This window comes from Thermodesulfobacteriota bacterium (assembly GCA_040756475.1).
In the GTDB taxonomy this organism is placed as follows: domain Bacteria; phylum Desulfobacterota; class Deferrisomatia; order Deferrisomatales; family JACRMM01; genus JBFLZB01.
Genome location: JBFLZB010000014.1, coordinates 29798 through 44048 on the forward strand (window position 1 = coordinate 29798; position 14251 = coordinate 44048).

Here is a 14251-nt window from a genome sequence, read left to right on the forward strand (position 1 = left end):
CCGAGAGGCATCCATGCCAAGGGCTTCCCTACTCCCTTTCCTGGCGGCCCTGATGTGGGCCGCGCCGGCCGGCGCCGCCGCAACCGTGCACCACGCGCTGGCCGTGGACCTCGACCCCGCCGCCCAACGCCTCCGAGCGGAGGCGACGGTCACCATCCCCGAGGCCCTGGTTGCATCGGAGGGGGGTTCTGTGGTGTTTCGCCTCCATCCGGCCCTGGCGGTGGCCGTCACGACCCCCGGGGCGGCGCTGGAGCCCGCTGCCGGTCCGGTGGGGGCAGGCTCCGCCTACCGGGTCCGCCTTCCCCCCGGGGTGCGCACCTTCGGCCTGCGCTACGAGGGGAAGATCCACGACCCCCTCTCGGAAGAGAAGGATTACGCCCGGGGGTTTCGACAGACCTCGGGGCTGGTGGCCGAAGAGGGCGCGTTCCTCTCGGGAGCCACCCTCTGGGTGCCCCAGGTGGGCTCGGAGCTCGTCACCTTTTCCCTCGAGGTTCGCCTGCCCCCGGGGTGGGACGCGGTGAGCCAGGGCCGGCGAACCCTCCACGAGCGCCGCCCCGACGGCACCCGGGTGCGCTGGGAGGAAGAAGCTCCCCAGGACGAGATCTACCTGATCGCCGGACCCTTTACCGAAACCTCCCGCACCGCCGGGCCGGTGGAGGTCCAGGTCTTCCTCCGGGCCCCCGACCCGGCCCTGGCGGCCCGGTACCTGGAGGTGGGCGGCCAGTACCTGGCCATGTACTCCCGGCTGTTGGGCCCTTACCCCTACGCCAAGTTCGCCCTGGTGGAGAACTTCTGGGACACGGGCTACGGCATGCCCTCCTTCACCTTGCTGGGCTCCCGGATCATCCGGTTCCCCTTCATCCTCCACTCCTCGTACCCCCACGAGATCCTCCACAACTGGTGGGGCAACGGGGTGTACGTGGACTACGCCTCGGGCAACTGGAGCGAGGGGCTCACGGCCTACCTGGCGGACCACCTGGTGCAGGAGGGGCGCGGCCAGGGGGCCGAGTATCGCCAGTCCACCCTCCAGAAGTATGCCGACTACGCCGCCCGGGAGCGGGATTTTCCCCTGCGGGAGTTCCGGGGCCGCCACAGCTCGGCCAGCGAGGCGGTGGGGTACGGCAAGAGCCTCCTGTTCTACCACATGCTCCGACGGCAGCTCGGGGACGAGGCCTTCGTCCGGGGGCTGCGGGGTTTCTACAGCGGGAACAAGTTCCGGGCGGCCACCTTCGACGACCTGCGCCTGGCGCTGGAGGTGGCGTCGGGCAGGGACCTCCGGGACGAGTTTGCCCAGTGGGTGGACCGGGCCGGGGCGCCGGTGCTCGCCCTGGGGGAGTCCACCGCGGAGCCCGCGCCCGCACCCACACCCGCAGATGCCGGGTGGACGCTTCGCCTCCGGCTCGACCAGATCCAGGAGGCCCCCCCCTATCGGCTCCGGGTACCGGTGGCCGTGACCCTGGAGGGACGGACCGAGGTCCACAGGACCGTGGTGGAGGCCCACGACAAGCACGGGATCGCCGAGATCCCGCTCCCCGCCCGGCCGCTGCGGATCGACGTGGACCCGGAGTTCGACCTCTTCCGGCGCCTGGACCCGGCCGAGCTCCCCCCGGCCCTGAGCGGCGGGTTCGGGGCCGAGAGGGTGCTCGCACTCCTGCCGTCGGCCGGCCCGCCCGCGCTGCTGGCTGCCTACCGGGAGCTCGCCCGGGGATGGGCGCGGTCCCAGGCGGGGCAGTGGGAAATCGCCGAGGACCGGGACGTGGCGTCCCTTCCCCCGGACCGGGCGGTGTGGCTCCTGGGCTGGGAAAACCGCCACCTCCCCGCCCTGGCCGAGGCCCTGCGCCCCTACGGCGCCACCGTGGGCTCCGGCGGCGCCGTCTGGCCCGGCGCCGAGGTCGAACGGGGGCAAGGCTCGGTCGTCCTCACGGCGCGCCACCCCGGGGACCCATCCCTCACGGTGAGCCTGGTGGCTACCGAAAACCCCGCGGCCATCCCGGGGCTGGGGCGCAAGCTGCCCCACTACCACAAGTACAGCTACCTGGCCTTCGAGGGCGACGAGCCCGACAACACCCACAAGGGCCGCTGGCCCGTGGTGGGCTCCCCCCTCACCGGGGCGCTGCTGCCCGGACCCCTCCCGGAGGCGGGCTCCCTGCCCCCCCGGGAGCCCCTGGCCCGGCTTCCCCCGGCCTTTTCCGCCGAGCGGATGGGCGAGACCGTCCGGGCCCTGGCCGGCCCGGCCCTGGAGGGCCGGGGCTTCGGGAGCCCCGGCCTGGAGCAGGCCGCCCAGCTCATCGCGGAGCGGTTCCGCGCCGCGGGGCTCGCCCCCGGAGGCGACGGGGGGTCCTACTTCCAGTCCTTCCGGGCCCGGGGAGGAGACCCCGAAGGGGAGGCAGCGCTGCGCAACGTCATCGGGGTCCTGCCGGGCACCCGGGCCGAGTGGTCCGGCCAGAGCGTGGTGCTCGGGGCCCACTACGACCACCTGGGCCGGGGCTGGCCGCCGGGCCGGGCCGAAGACCGCGGCCGGGTCCACCCCGGGGCGGACGACAACGCCAGCGGGGTGGCGGTGCTCCTGGAGCTCGCCGGGGCCCTGGGGCCCGGTTCGGACGGGGCCTGGCGCCCCGAGCGCACCGTGGTCTTCGCCGCCTTCGCGGGGGAGGAGGCGGGCCGCCTGGGCTCCCGCCACTACGTGGCGGCCGAGGGCCCGCACCCGGCCTCCCGGGCCACGGCCATGGTCAACCTGGATACCGTGGGGCGCCTGGGCTCGGGGAAGCTCCTGGTGCTGGGGGCCGGCACCGCCCGGGAGTGGGTCCACATCTTCAACGGCGCGGGCTTCGTCACCGGCGTGCCCCTGGAGGTGGTGAGCCGGGATCCGGGGGGGAGTGACCAGGTGAGCTTTCACGAAGCGGGCATCCCCGCCGTGCAGCTCTTCACGGGCCCCCACCTGGACTACCACCGGCCCACCGACACCCCGGACCGGGTCGACGGGGACGGCCTGGTCCGGGTTGCCTCCGTCGTCAAAGAGGTGCTGGAATATCTGGCCGGGCGCGCCGACCCGCTCACGAGCACCCTGCCCGGGGTTGGGGGCGCGGGGGGCTCCCTCGGGGAAGCCGAGGGCCGGCGCAAGGTCTACCTGGGCACCGTTCCCGATTTCGTACACGAGGGACCGGGAGTGCGGCTCTCCGACGTGGCCCCGGGCTCCCCCGTGGAGCGGGCGGGCCTGCGCCCCGGCGACGTGATCCTGGTCCTGGGGGAGACCCCCGTGGGGTCCCTCTCCGACTACTCCCGGGCGCTCAAGGTCCTGGCCCCCGGCGACGAGGTACGGGTGCGCTACCTGCGCGACGGCGAGCCGCGGGAGGCGGCAGCCCGGGTGGAGGAGAGGTAAGGGGCGCCTGGTCCGAGATCCCAACGCCTCCCATAGGTCCCCTACGTCCCATAGGTCCCATCGTCCACCAGAACGCAAAGGAGGCTCCCGGTGCACACAAGCGCAAAGGTGGCAATCGCCGCAGCGGTAGGGCTCCTGCTGGGGGCGGCCCAGGCCTATGCCGCCGACCTCTCGGCCCCCGGTCGCATCACCGCGGTCACGGTCTTTCCCGACCGTGCCCTGGTGACCCGGACGGTGGAGGTGGACGTGCCGGAGGGGGACTCGGTCGTGACGGTTCCGGGCCTTCCGGCCGGGCTCCTGGAGGACTCCCTGCGGGTGGAGGGCGCAGCCGACGTCCCCCTGGTGATCGGCTCCCTGGAGAGCCGCCGGGTCTTCGCCGAGGAGCTCGTGGGGGACCGGGAGCGGACCCTCGCCGCCGAACTGCAAGGCCTCAGGGACGAAGAGCGCGCCTGGGCCGACCGGACGCGGGCCCTCCAGACCCAGCTCGCCTTCATCCAGGCCCTGGGCAAGAAGCTCCCCGAGCGCCTCGACGCGGAGCTCCTCCACGGCCGCGCGGAGCCCGGCTCCTGGAAAGAGGCCTGGACCGCCGTGGGCTCCGGCGCGGCCGAGACCTACGCCGCGATCCAGGAGGCCGAGGGGCGCCAGCGGGAAGTCGCCGAGAAGATCCGCAAGGTACAGCAGGAGCTCGACCAGGTGGCCACGGACCGCCGGGAGGAAGTCCGCGCCCGGGTCAACCTGAGCGCCCCGCGCCCCGGCCGGGCCACCCTCTCCCTCTCCTACCAGGTCGGGGGCGCGGCCTGGTGGCCCGCCTACGACGCGCGCCTGGCCACGGAGGAGGGCGTGGTGCACCTCGCCCAGCTCGCCCAGGTGCGCCAGAGCACCGGGGAGGACTGGACCGGGGTGGCCCTGACCCTCTCCACCGCCCGGCCCGCCCTGGGGGCCCAGGTGCCCGAGCTTCCTCCCTGGTACATCGACATCCTCCAGGTGCGCCCCCTGGCCCGTGCCAAGGCCGCGCCCACGCTTGCCGAGGGCGCCGCGCGCCTGGAGATGGATACCCTTGCCGCACCCGCCGCCGCGCCAGCGCCTTTGCGCGCCGAGCGGGCCCAGGCGGAGGTGGTGGCCGGTGAGTTCGCCGCCGCCTACCGCATCCCGGGGCCCGCCAGCGTGCCCGCCGACAGCCAGCCCCACCAGTTCGCGGTGGGCAGCCGGGCCCTGCCTGCCCGCATCTCGGTGCGGGCCGTGCCCAAGGCAGAGCCCCTCGGCTACCTCCTGGCCAAGGCGACCTTCGAGGGGGAAGCGGCGCTCCTGCCCGGCCAGGTGTCCCTCTTTCGGGGAGACGCCTACATCGGGAAGGTGGCCCTGCCGCTGACCCGGCCCGGGGAGGAGGTGGAGCTCTCCTTCGGCGCAGACGACCGGGTGCGGATCGCCTACGCCTTCGACACGGGGGAGCGGTCGCGCAAGGGGATCTTCGAGAAGCGCCGCAGGGAGGAGCGGCGCTACCGCATCGAGGTGACCAACCACCACGGCCGCCCCCTGGACGTGGCCGTGTGGGATCAGCTCCCGGTCCCCCAGGACGAGCGCATCCAGGTGGAGCTCCTCCCCGACTCCACCCCACCCACCGAGCGCGACCCCGAGGGGCTGCGGGGCGTGGTGGTGTGGCGCCGCACCTACCCGCCGGACGAGAAAGTCCGTATCCTCTTCGGCTACGCCGTAAGCTATCCGGAGGGGGAGCAGGTTCCGGGGTTCTAGGACCTTCGAGAGCTGGGGAGGAGCATCGAGATGCCGCACAAACTGCGAAACGCCCTGGGAGCACACCTCTTCGACCAGGCTTCGGACCCGGTCTTCGTGCTCGATCCCGCCGGTACGTTTCTCGACATCAACCGCGCCGCAGCCCGCTACCTGGGCCGGCCCGCCGAACACATCCTGGGCCGGTCGGTGGCCGAGATCTTCCCTGCGGAGCACGCGGCCGAGCACCTGGAGGTGATCCGCCGGGTGGTGGCCACCGGCGAGCCCTTCCTGGAAGAGCGGCCCACCGCCATCGGCGGCGAGACCTTCTTCTTTCAGTACGCCGTGCACCGGCTCGAGGGGGAGGACGGCGCGCCCCTCGGGGTGCTCGGGATGGTGCGCGACGTGACGAGCCTGGTGGCCCTGGAGCGCCGCTACGCCGAGCTCTACGACAAGGCTACCGACGCCCTCTTCGGCATCGACCGGGAGGGCCGCATCCGGGTGCTCAACCGCCAGGCGGAGGAGATGTCGGGGTACAGCCGCGACCTGGTGGAGAGCCTGCACTTCTCGGAGGTGATCGCCCCGGAGGAGGTGGGGCGGCTCAAGCGGTACTTCGAAGACCGGCTCGCGGGGCGCGAGGCCCCCACCGAGTATGAAGTGCGCTACCTCCACGCCACGGGGGAAGAGCGCTGGGCCGAGGTCCACGTCTCGCGCCATTCCACAGTGCAGGACACGTTCCAGGCCTCGATTCGCGACGTCACCGCCCGCAAGCGCCTCGAGGCGCTGCGCAGCGAGTTCCTCCACATGGTCAGCCACGACGTGAAGAACCCCCTGACCGTGATCCAGGGGTTCGCCACCGCCATGGCCTCGGGTGCCTACGGAGAACCCAGCGCCGAGCAGGCGGAGGCCCTGGGGCGCATCGTGGAAGCGAGCCGCCGGGTTCGCCACCTCATGGATCAGTTCCTCCTGGCCGAACGGCTCGACGCCGAGGGAGCCTGGTCTGCGGAGCTCGGCACCGTCGGGGCCTCCCTGGATGCGGCGGTCTGCGCCTTCCAAGCCGAAGCCGCGGCCCGGAACGTCCGCGTGGAGGTGAACGCAGGCGAAGCGCGGGGTCTGCACGTGGCCGACGGTACCGCGGTACGGCACATCCTCGAGAACCTCCTCTCCAACGCCCTCAAGTTCACCCCGCCGGGTGGCCGCGTCACGGTGCGGGCCCTCCACGACCCCGGGGAGCTGCGCCTCGAAGTGGAAGACACGGGACCCGGCATCCCCGAGGCGGAGCTCGGGCGCGTCTTCGAGCGCTTCTTCCGAGGCTCGGCTAGCCGCGGGTCCCCCGGCTCCGGCCTGGGCCTCCACATCGTGAGGCGCCTCGCGGATCTGTGCGGCGGCCGGGTCGCCGTTGCCAGCCAGCCCGGCGAAGGCACCCGCTTCACCGTCTCGCTACCGCTGGGAGCCGAGGGACGGGTGCGTGACGGGTGACGAGCCGGATCGGACCGATCGGTCGAATCCGTCGGATCGGTCGACAGCCCCAACACGCAACCCGCAACTTGCAAAGTGCAACCAGCAACCCGCAAAGGATCTTCCATGTCCGACGAGCTGACGAAAAAGACGGCCGACACCGCCAGGCTCTACTTCGAAGGGGTAACGGGCGAGCGCCCCTACGAGCTGTGGCGCTCCTTCGACAAGGGACTCGCCCGGGACCTCTCCGTCTTCATCACGGGGCAGATGTACGCTCGGGAGGTCATCCCCCATCCCGTGCGCCAGATGGTCACGGTCGCGGCGCTGACCGTGCTCGAACGCACCGAGGAGCTCGAGCTCCACCTCCAGGCGGCCCTCAACGTGGGGGTGAAGCCCCGGGAGCTGGCCGAGGTCGTCTTCCAGACCGCGGTCTACGGAGGCGTTCCCGCCATGAACCAGGGCCTCAAGGCCCTGCGCCGGGTTCTGGAGCAGCGGGGCCTGTGGCCCCTGCCGGCGCAGTAGGACGAAACGAGGGCAACGTCTCCGGATGGCCACGAAGGGAGATCAAGACCACAACCTCTGAGGCCGCGAAAGAACACAAGGAGCGCAAAGAAAGGCCGAGAACTTCTCTGGGTTTGTGACCGCGTCGGCGGGAGCTGGGACATGCACGCCATGGTGGCAAACCGCCTCTCCCGTCTGCCTGGTTCCCCGCGCACAGGAGCCCCATGAAGTTTACCAGCGAAGAGATCCTCGAAACCGTCGGGATGATCGCCGACGACAACCTCGACATCCGTACCGTCACCCTGGGGGTCTCCCTGTGGGACTGCTCCGACCCGGACTCGAGGGCCTGCGGGCGCAAGATCCGGGAGAAGATCCTGCGCCGGGCGGAGAGGCTCGCCCCGGTGGCCCGGGAGATCGAGAGCACCTACGGCATCCCTATCGTGAACACCCGGGTGAGCCTGACGCCCCTGGCCCTGGTGGTGCCCTCTGCCGAGAAGGAGGCGTTCTTGGAGGCGGCCCGGCAGGTGGACGCGGCGGCGGCCGAGGTGGGGGTGAACTTCGTCGGGGGCTTCACGGCCCTGGTGCCCAAGGGGGCGACGGCGGTGGACCGGGCGCTGCTGGCGGCCATTCCCCAGGCCCTCTCGACAACCGAGCGCCTGTGCGCCTCCGTGGTCGTGGCTTCCACCCGGGCGGGCATCAATCTGGACGCCTGCCGGAAGCTGGGGGAGATCCTGAAGGAAACCGCAGCCCGCACGGCCGACCGTGACGGCATCGGGTGCGCCAAGCTCGTGGTCTTCGCCAACGCCGTGGAGGACAACCCCTTCATGGCCGGGGCGTTCTACGGGCCGGGAGAGCCCGAGTCGGCGATCCTCGTGGGGGTGAGCGGCCCCGGGGCGGTGCGCCGGGCGCTGGAGGCGCTGCCGGGTGACGCGGACCTCGGCCAGGTGGCCGAGGCCATCAAGAAGACCGCCTTCAAGATCACCCGCATGGGCGAGCTCGTGGGGCGCCAGATGGCCCGCCGGCTGGGGGTGGAGTTCGGCATCCTGGATCTTTCGCTGGCGCCCACGCCGGCCGAGGGGGACAGCGTGGGCCAGATCCTGGAGGCCATGGGGCTGGCCCGGCCCGGGGCGCCGGGCTCCACCGCGGCCCTCATGCTCCTCAACGACGCGGTGAAGAAGGGCGGGGCGTTCGCCTCCTCCTCGGTGGGCGGCCTCTCGGGGGCCTTCATCCCGGTGAGCGAGGATGCTTCCATGATCCGGGCCGCCGCCGAGGGGGCCCTGACCCTGGAGAAGCTCGAAGCCCTCACCAGCGTGTGCTCCGTGGGCCTCGACATGGTGGCGGTGCCGGGCGACACCCCGCCCGAGACCCTGGCCGCCATCCTCGCCGACGAAATGGCCATCGGGGTCGCCAACGCAAAGACCACCGCGGTGCGAATCATCCCCGCGCCGGGCAAGCGCGCCGGGGACCGGGTGCACTTCGGGGGCCTGCTGGGGGAGGCGCCGGTCATGCCCGTCAATCCCACCCCCTGCGCCGCCTTCATCCGCCGCGGCGGCCGCATCCCGGCCCCCCTCCAGGGGCTGCGCAATTGATCGTGGGCCGTTCTCGGCCGGGCTCCCGGCGGGGCCCGGGAGCCCTTGCGCTCCGCCCCGTAATCCGCGATGTTCGGAGGCCGCGTAGCCGAGGGATCCAGCGCGCCGAGCCTCACCGGTTTCGGCCTCGCTGCCGCGGATCGGTCGAGGCGGCATGGGGCTGCGCTCCAGGACTCCCGGACCCCGCCCCCAAGATTTGGCGGTGGATCGTGGGGAGCCCCCCGCCTTGACGCTCCCGCGGGGCTCCCCTAGAATCCGTGAAACCTTGTGATTTCGGGCAAAGCGAGGGGGTTGCCATGTGGCGCGCGCTCATCTTCCTGTGGTGTCTCCTGGTCCCGGCTTCGGCGTTGGCATCCAACGCGGTACGGGTCGTCACCACCCTGCCCGACCTGGCGGACTGGGTGCGACAGATTGGAGGCTCCCAGGTGGACGTGCGAAGCCTCCTCCAGGGGTTCGAAGACCCCCACACCTACGAGCCCCGGGTGGGCGACGTGAAGGCCCTGGCAGGCGCCCGGGTGTTGGTAAAGGTGGGGCTCGGCCTCGAGGAGTGGCTCGACGGGCTCCTGGAGAACGCCCGAAACAGCGAGCTCCTGGTGGTGGAAGCCTCCCGGGGGGTGAAGGTCCTGGGGGACGAGGAGGCCGGGCACGAAGACGAAAAGGACCACGGGCACCGCCGTGGGCACGACCACGGGCATCCCCAAGGCAACCCCCACGTGTGGCTCGATCCGGCCAACGCCGCCCTCATGTGCCGCAATATCGCCCGGGCCCTGGAAGTGGCCGACCCCGTCGCCCAGGACGCGTACCAGAAGGGGCTCAGCGCGTACCTGCTGCGCCTTGAGGCTGCGCTGGCGGGCTTCCGGGAGGAAGTGCAGACCCTGGAGGACCGCCGCTTTCTCTCGTACCACGCCTCCTGGCCCTACTTTGCCCGCAGTCTCGGCCTCGAGGAGGTAGGGGCGGTTACCCGGGTGCCCGGCCAGGAGCCCTCGGCCAAGGCCCTGGCCTCCCTGATCTCGCGCATTCGGGAGGAGCAGATCCGGGTACTGGTCACCGAGCCCCAGCTCTCCTCCAAGATCCCGGACCTCCTGGCCCAGGAGACCGGAATCCGGGTCGTAACCCTCTCGACCCTCCTGGGCACGGGCCCGGCGCCGGACTACCTGGGGCTCTTCGAGACCAACGCCCGCACCCTGATCCAGGCGCTCCAGGAGTCCTCCCGGTGAAGCCCCTGCCCTTCGGGGCGCCCACCGCCATCCGGTTCGAAGGGGTGACCCTCTCCTACGGGGCGACGCCCGCCCTGGCCGACGTCTCCCTCGACGTGCCCGAGGGCGCCTTCCTGGGGGTCATCGGCCCCAACGGGTCGGGCAAGACGTCGCTGCTCAAGGGCGTGCTGGGCATCCTCGCCCCCAGCCGGGGCCGCATCCACGTGGGAGACCTGTGCTGCCACCAGCTGCGCAAGGTGCGCCTCGACATCGGGTACGTGCCCCAGGGGGGGCGGGTGGACCGCTTCTTCCCCGCGAAGGTTCTCGACGTGGTCCTCATGGGGCTCTACCCCCGGCTGGGCCTCCTGCGCCGGCCCGGCCGGGCGGAACGGGAGAAGTCCCTGGAGGCCCTGGCGTCGGTGGGGGTCGCCGACCTGGCCCGCCGCCCGATCGGCCACCTCTCGGGGGGCCAGCTCCAGCGGGTCTTCATCGCCCGGGCCCTGGTGCGGGATCCCCGGATCCTGCTGCTCGACGAGCCCTCCACGGGCCTCGACGTGCGCAGCCAGGCCTCGGTAATGGAGCTCATCCACCGCACCCATCGGGAGCGGCGGCTCACCACGCTCCTGGTGACCCACGACGTGAACCTCGTCTACCCCTTCCTGGACCTCGTGCTCGCGGTCAACCGCCGGGTCTTCGCCTACGGCCCCCCGGGGGAAGCACTGGTCAAGGAGGTGCTCGACGAGATGTACGGCGTCACGGTCCACGTGCACGAGGCCCACGGCCGGCCCTTCGTCATCCCGGGAGACGTGCACCGTGCTTGAGATGTTCGACTTCGCCTTCGTGCGGCGGGCGCTCCTGGCGAGCCTCCTGGTGGGAACCTCGTGCTCCCTGGTGGGGGTATACGTCGTGCTCCGGGGCCTTGCCTTCATCGGGGCGGGCATCTCCCACGCCGCCTTCGGCGGGGTGGCCCTGGGGTTCCTCCTGGGGTGGAACCCGCTGCTCACCGCCGTGGGATTTTGTCTGGGGACCTCGGGGGCGATCCACGCCACGAGCCACGCGGGAAAGATCCGGATGGACGCCTCCATCGGCATCTTCTACGCCCTCACCATGGCGCTGGGCATCCTGTTCGTGGGGCTCATGAAGCGCTACGACGCGCGGCTCTATGGCTACCTCTTCGGGAACATCCTCTCGGTCACCCGCACCGATCTCTTCATCATCGCCGCGCTCACGGTGGCGGTGGCGGCCACCGTGGCCCTTTTCTTCAAGGAGTTCCAGCTCCTGTCCTTCGACGCCGAGATGGCCGAGGCCCTGGGGCTGCCCGCCGCCAAGCTCTCCTTCGTGATGCTGCTCCTGATCAGCCTGACCATCGTCCTGTCCCTCAATGCCGTGGGGGTGATGCTGGTATTCGCCCTCATCGTCACCCCGGCGTCGGCCGCCTACCAGCTCACCTACGACTACCGGGCCTTGTTCGTACTCTCGGTCTTCTTCGGCAACCTGTCGTGCTTTCTGGGGCTCGTGCTCTCCTACGCCCTCGACGTGCCCTCGGGCGCCACCATCGTGCTCACCGCCACGGCGCTCTTCTTTGCATGCCTGGCCTTGTCTCCCAAACGGCGGGCACCCGGATGACCGGAAGCGAAGCGCCGGCGTCGCGCCCCCTCAAGGATGCCGACTTCCGCGTCCTGGGGCTGGTGTTTCCGCGGGAGCGCCTTTCCCGGGGGGCGTCCGTGCTGGATCTCCACAGCCGCGACGAATCCTTTCACGAGCCCCGACGGCCCGAGGCCGTGGCCTGGCCCGTGGACGCGGGCGAGGTGAGCCGCGCCCTGGAGTGGGCCTACGAGCGCGAGATCCCCGTGACGGCCCGGGGTGCGGGAACGGGAGTCGAAGGGGGCGCCATCCCCATGGCCGGCGGGCTCGTGCTCGACTTCGCCCGGATGAACCGGGTGCTCGACATCCGGCCCGAGGACTTCCTGGTGGTGGCCGAGCCCGGGGTCCTCTACACCGACCTGAACACCGAGCTCCAGCGCCTGCACACCGGGCTCTTCTTCCCGCCGGACCCCGGGGCCTCGGCGAGCCTCGGGGGCATGGTGGCCACCAACGCCTCGGGCATCCGCACGGTGCGCTACGGCTCGACCCACCGGTACGTGAAGCGCCTGGAAGTGGCCCTGGCCGACGGGCGGCGGGCCGAGGTGGGCACCCTGGCCCACAAGTCTTCTTCCGGCTACGACGTGACGGGGCTCTTCGTGGGCAGCGAGGGCACCCTGGGGGTCTTCACCCGCATCACCCTGGAGCTCGCCCCCCTGCCCCCCGAGGTGATGACCGCGCTGGCCGCCTTTCCCGACGCCGGCTCCGCCACCCGGGCGGTCACCGCGGTGATGGCTTCGGGGCTCGGGCCGGCGGCCTGCGAGTTCCTCGACGAGGTGACCGTGGGCACGGTAGAGGCGGCAGGCCGGCTGGGGCTTGCGCCCCACCCCCTCCTCTTTCTCGAGTTCCACGGCTCCAGCTCGAGCGGCCTCGCCGCCGACGTGAGCCTGGTGGAGGAGGCGTGCCGGGCCGAGGGGGCGCTCACCTTCGACGCGGGCGTGGGCCCCGACGAGCGGGCGCGCCTGTGGGACGCGCGCCACCGGGCCTACCACACCATCCGGGAGGCACATCCCGGCCGGGCGATCCTCATCGTGGACGCGGCCGTGCCCCGCAGCCGGTACCCGGAGCTTGCCGCGCGAGCCCGGGAAGCCGTGGACCGCCGGGGCCTGACGGGGTACATTTTCGGCCACGCAGGAGACGGAAACCTCCACTGTCTCATCCTGGAACCCCGGGAGCCGGGTGCCGCCCGGGATGCCGTGCACGAGGCCAACGCCGAGATCGTGGAGGCCGCCCTCGCCCTGGGCGGCACCGCTACCGGGGAGCACGGGGTCGGCGTGGGCAAGCGCAAGTTCCTGGCCCGGGAGCACGGCGCCGGCCTCGACCTGATGCGCCTGGTCAAGCACAGCCTCGATCCGAGGGGAATCCTGAACCCGGGCAAGGTGCTTCCCTGACGGGGACGGTGGGAAACGAGACGTCGCCTCGGCGCGCCGGCGCAAGATGGGCCCCTTTCGCTCACCCCCGACCGAAATCGGTATCGGTATCGGGTTCGGGTTCGATGTCGATACCGATACCGATAGGGCGCAGCGGGGCGACAAGGTTTACGATGGCAGATCTTCGGGGAGGCCTCAGTCAGGGAGGAACGAGATGAACAGGTGGATCGGCACAGGAGCAGCGGTGACACTCGTGTTCACGATGGCGGGATGCGCCACCATGGAGACCAAGACCGGCCAGGGAGCGGTGGTGGGCACCGCCGCCGGGGCCGCCGTGGGGGCCGGGCTGGGGCAGGCCATCGGCAAGGACACCAAGTCCACCCTGATCGGCGCCGCCATCGGGGCCGCGGCCGGGGGCCTCACGGGCGCCGCGGTGGGCAACTACATGGACCGGCAGGAGAAGGCCCTGCGCGAAGCCCTGGCCCAGTCCGAGGCCGCGAGCATCCGCCGCGAGATGGACGTGCTGTCGGTGACCTTCAAGGGCGACGTGAGCTTCGACCTGAACTCCGCCGCCCTCAAGCCCGGGGCCCAGACCGAGGTGGCCCGGGTGGCGGGGGTCCTCAACCAGTACCCCCAGACGACCCTGCTCGTGGCAGGGCACACCGACAGCACCGGAGCCGAGGACTACAACCAGAAGCTCTCCGAGCGGCGGGCGGAGTCCGTGAAGAACGCCCTGGTGGGGCACGGGGTCGCCCCGGGGCGCATTGCCACCGTGGGCTACGGCCCGTCCCAGCCCGTGGCCGACAACGCCACCCCCGAGGGGCGCCAGCTCAACCGCCGGGTGGAAATCCGCATCATGCCCCAGCAGGGCTGAAAGGGTTCCCCGTGGACGAAGCGGCCCCATCCCGGCTCCCGGTCCTCACGGGCAGACAGGCCCGGGCCCTGCGGGCCCGCGGCCACGGCCTCGAACCCCTGGTGACCGTGGGCAAGGAAGGGGTCACCGGCGGCGTTGTAGACTCCCTGGAGGCCAACCTCGCCGCCCACGAGCTCGTGAAGGTCCGCATCGCCCAGGGCTGCGGTGCCGACCGCCGCGAAGTGGCGGCGGCGCTCGCCGCCGGCACCCGCGCGGCCGTCGCCCAGGTGCTCGGCCGCACGGTCCTCCTCTTCCGCCCCGGGTCCGAGCATCCCGAAACACCGGTCCCGTCGTAGAGCACAGGAGGGCGCCTATGCGGGCGCTGCCCCCCCTCGTCTGGCTCTCTTCCGGATCGTGAGGGTGGACCCGCTGGGGAGCGAACCCCGGCGTCTGGGCGCGTAGGGGCGCACAGCGTGCGCCCGGAGGGTTGGGGGTGGGCCCGAGGGCGGGCGCACGCTGTGCGCCCCTACGGGTGAAAC

At 71.9% G+C, this 14251-nt stretch carries 11 protein-coding genes; all 11 read left to right on the forward strand.

The features are described from left to right. Window positions 1-13 precede the first annotated feature (13 nt). Window positions 14-3379, forward strand: a complete 3366-nt coding sequence (locus AB1578_03620; protein MEW6486989.1) for a M20/M25/M40 family metallo-hydrolase — start codon at window positions 14-16, stop codon at window positions 3377-3379. A 90-nt stretch (window positions 3380-3469) separates the two neighbouring features. Then, complete coding sequence (locus AB1578_03625) at window positions 3470-5128, forward strand: mucoidy inhibitor MuiA family protein (protein MEW6486990.1); 1659 nt, start codon at window positions 3470-3472, stop codon at window positions 5126-5128. A 30-nt stretch (window positions 5129-5158) separates the two neighbouring features. Continuing rightward, on the forward strand, window positions 5159-6583 hold the full coding sequence (locus tag AB1578_03630; protein MEW6486991.1) for a PAS domain S-box protein: 1425 nt from the start codon (window positions 5159-5161) through the stop codon (window positions 6581-6583). A gap of 105 nt (window positions 6584-6688) precedes the next feature. Beyond that, window positions 6689-7084: a carboxymuconolactone decarboxylase family protein gene (locus AB1578_03635; GenBank protein ID MEW6486992.1), complete on the forward strand. Its 396-nt coding sequence runs from the start codon at window positions 6689-6691 to the stop codon at window positions 7082-7084. Window positions 7085-7287: 203 nt separating this feature from the next. Next, complete coding sequence (locus AB1578_03640; protein ID MEW6486993.1) at window positions 7288-8652, forward strand: PFL family protein; 1365 nt, start codon at window positions 7288-7290, stop codon at window positions 8650-8652. A 296-nt stretch (window positions 8653-8948) separates the two neighbouring features. Beyond that, entirely contained in the window at window positions 8949-9869 is a 921-nt protein-coding gene (locus tag AB1578_03645) for a metal ABC transporter substrate-binding protein (GenBank protein MEW6486994.1), read from the forward strand. Beyond that, window positions 9866-10669, forward strand: a complete 804-nt coding sequence (locus AB1578_03650; protein ID MEW6486995.1) for a metal ABC transporter ATP-binding protein — start codon at window positions 9866-9868, stop codon at window positions 10667-10669. Before AB1578_03645 ends, AB1578_03650 begins: the two co-directional genes overlap by 4 nt. A 1-nt stretch (window position 10670) precedes the next feature. Next, on the forward strand, window positions 10671-11474 hold the full coding sequence (locus AB1578_03655; GenBank protein MEW6486996.1) for a metal ABC transporter permease: 804 nt from the start codon (window positions 10671-10673) through the stop codon (window positions 11472-11474). Beyond that, a complete protein-coding gene (locus AB1578_03660; GenBank protein ID MEW6486997.1) occupies window positions 11471-12880 on the forward strand; it encodes an FAD-binding oxidoreductase in 1410 nt (469 codons plus the stop codon). The genes AB1578_03655 and AB1578_03660 overlap by 4 nt, the downstream gene beginning before the upstream one ends. 223 nt (window positions 12881-13103) lie before the next feature. After that, complete coding sequence (locus AB1578_03665; GenBank protein ID MEW6486998.1) at window positions 13104-13733, forward strand: OmpA family protein; 630 nt, start codon at window positions 13104-13106, stop codon at window positions 13731-13733. A gap of 11 nt (window positions 13734-13744) precedes the next feature. Continuing rightward, complete coding sequence (gene yhbY / locus AB1578_03670) at window positions 13745-14068, forward strand: ribosome assembly RNA-binding protein YhbY (GenBank protein ID MEW6486999.1); 324 nt, start codon at window positions 13745-13747, stop codon at window positions 14066-14068. Window positions 14069-14251 lie beyond the last annotated feature (183 nt).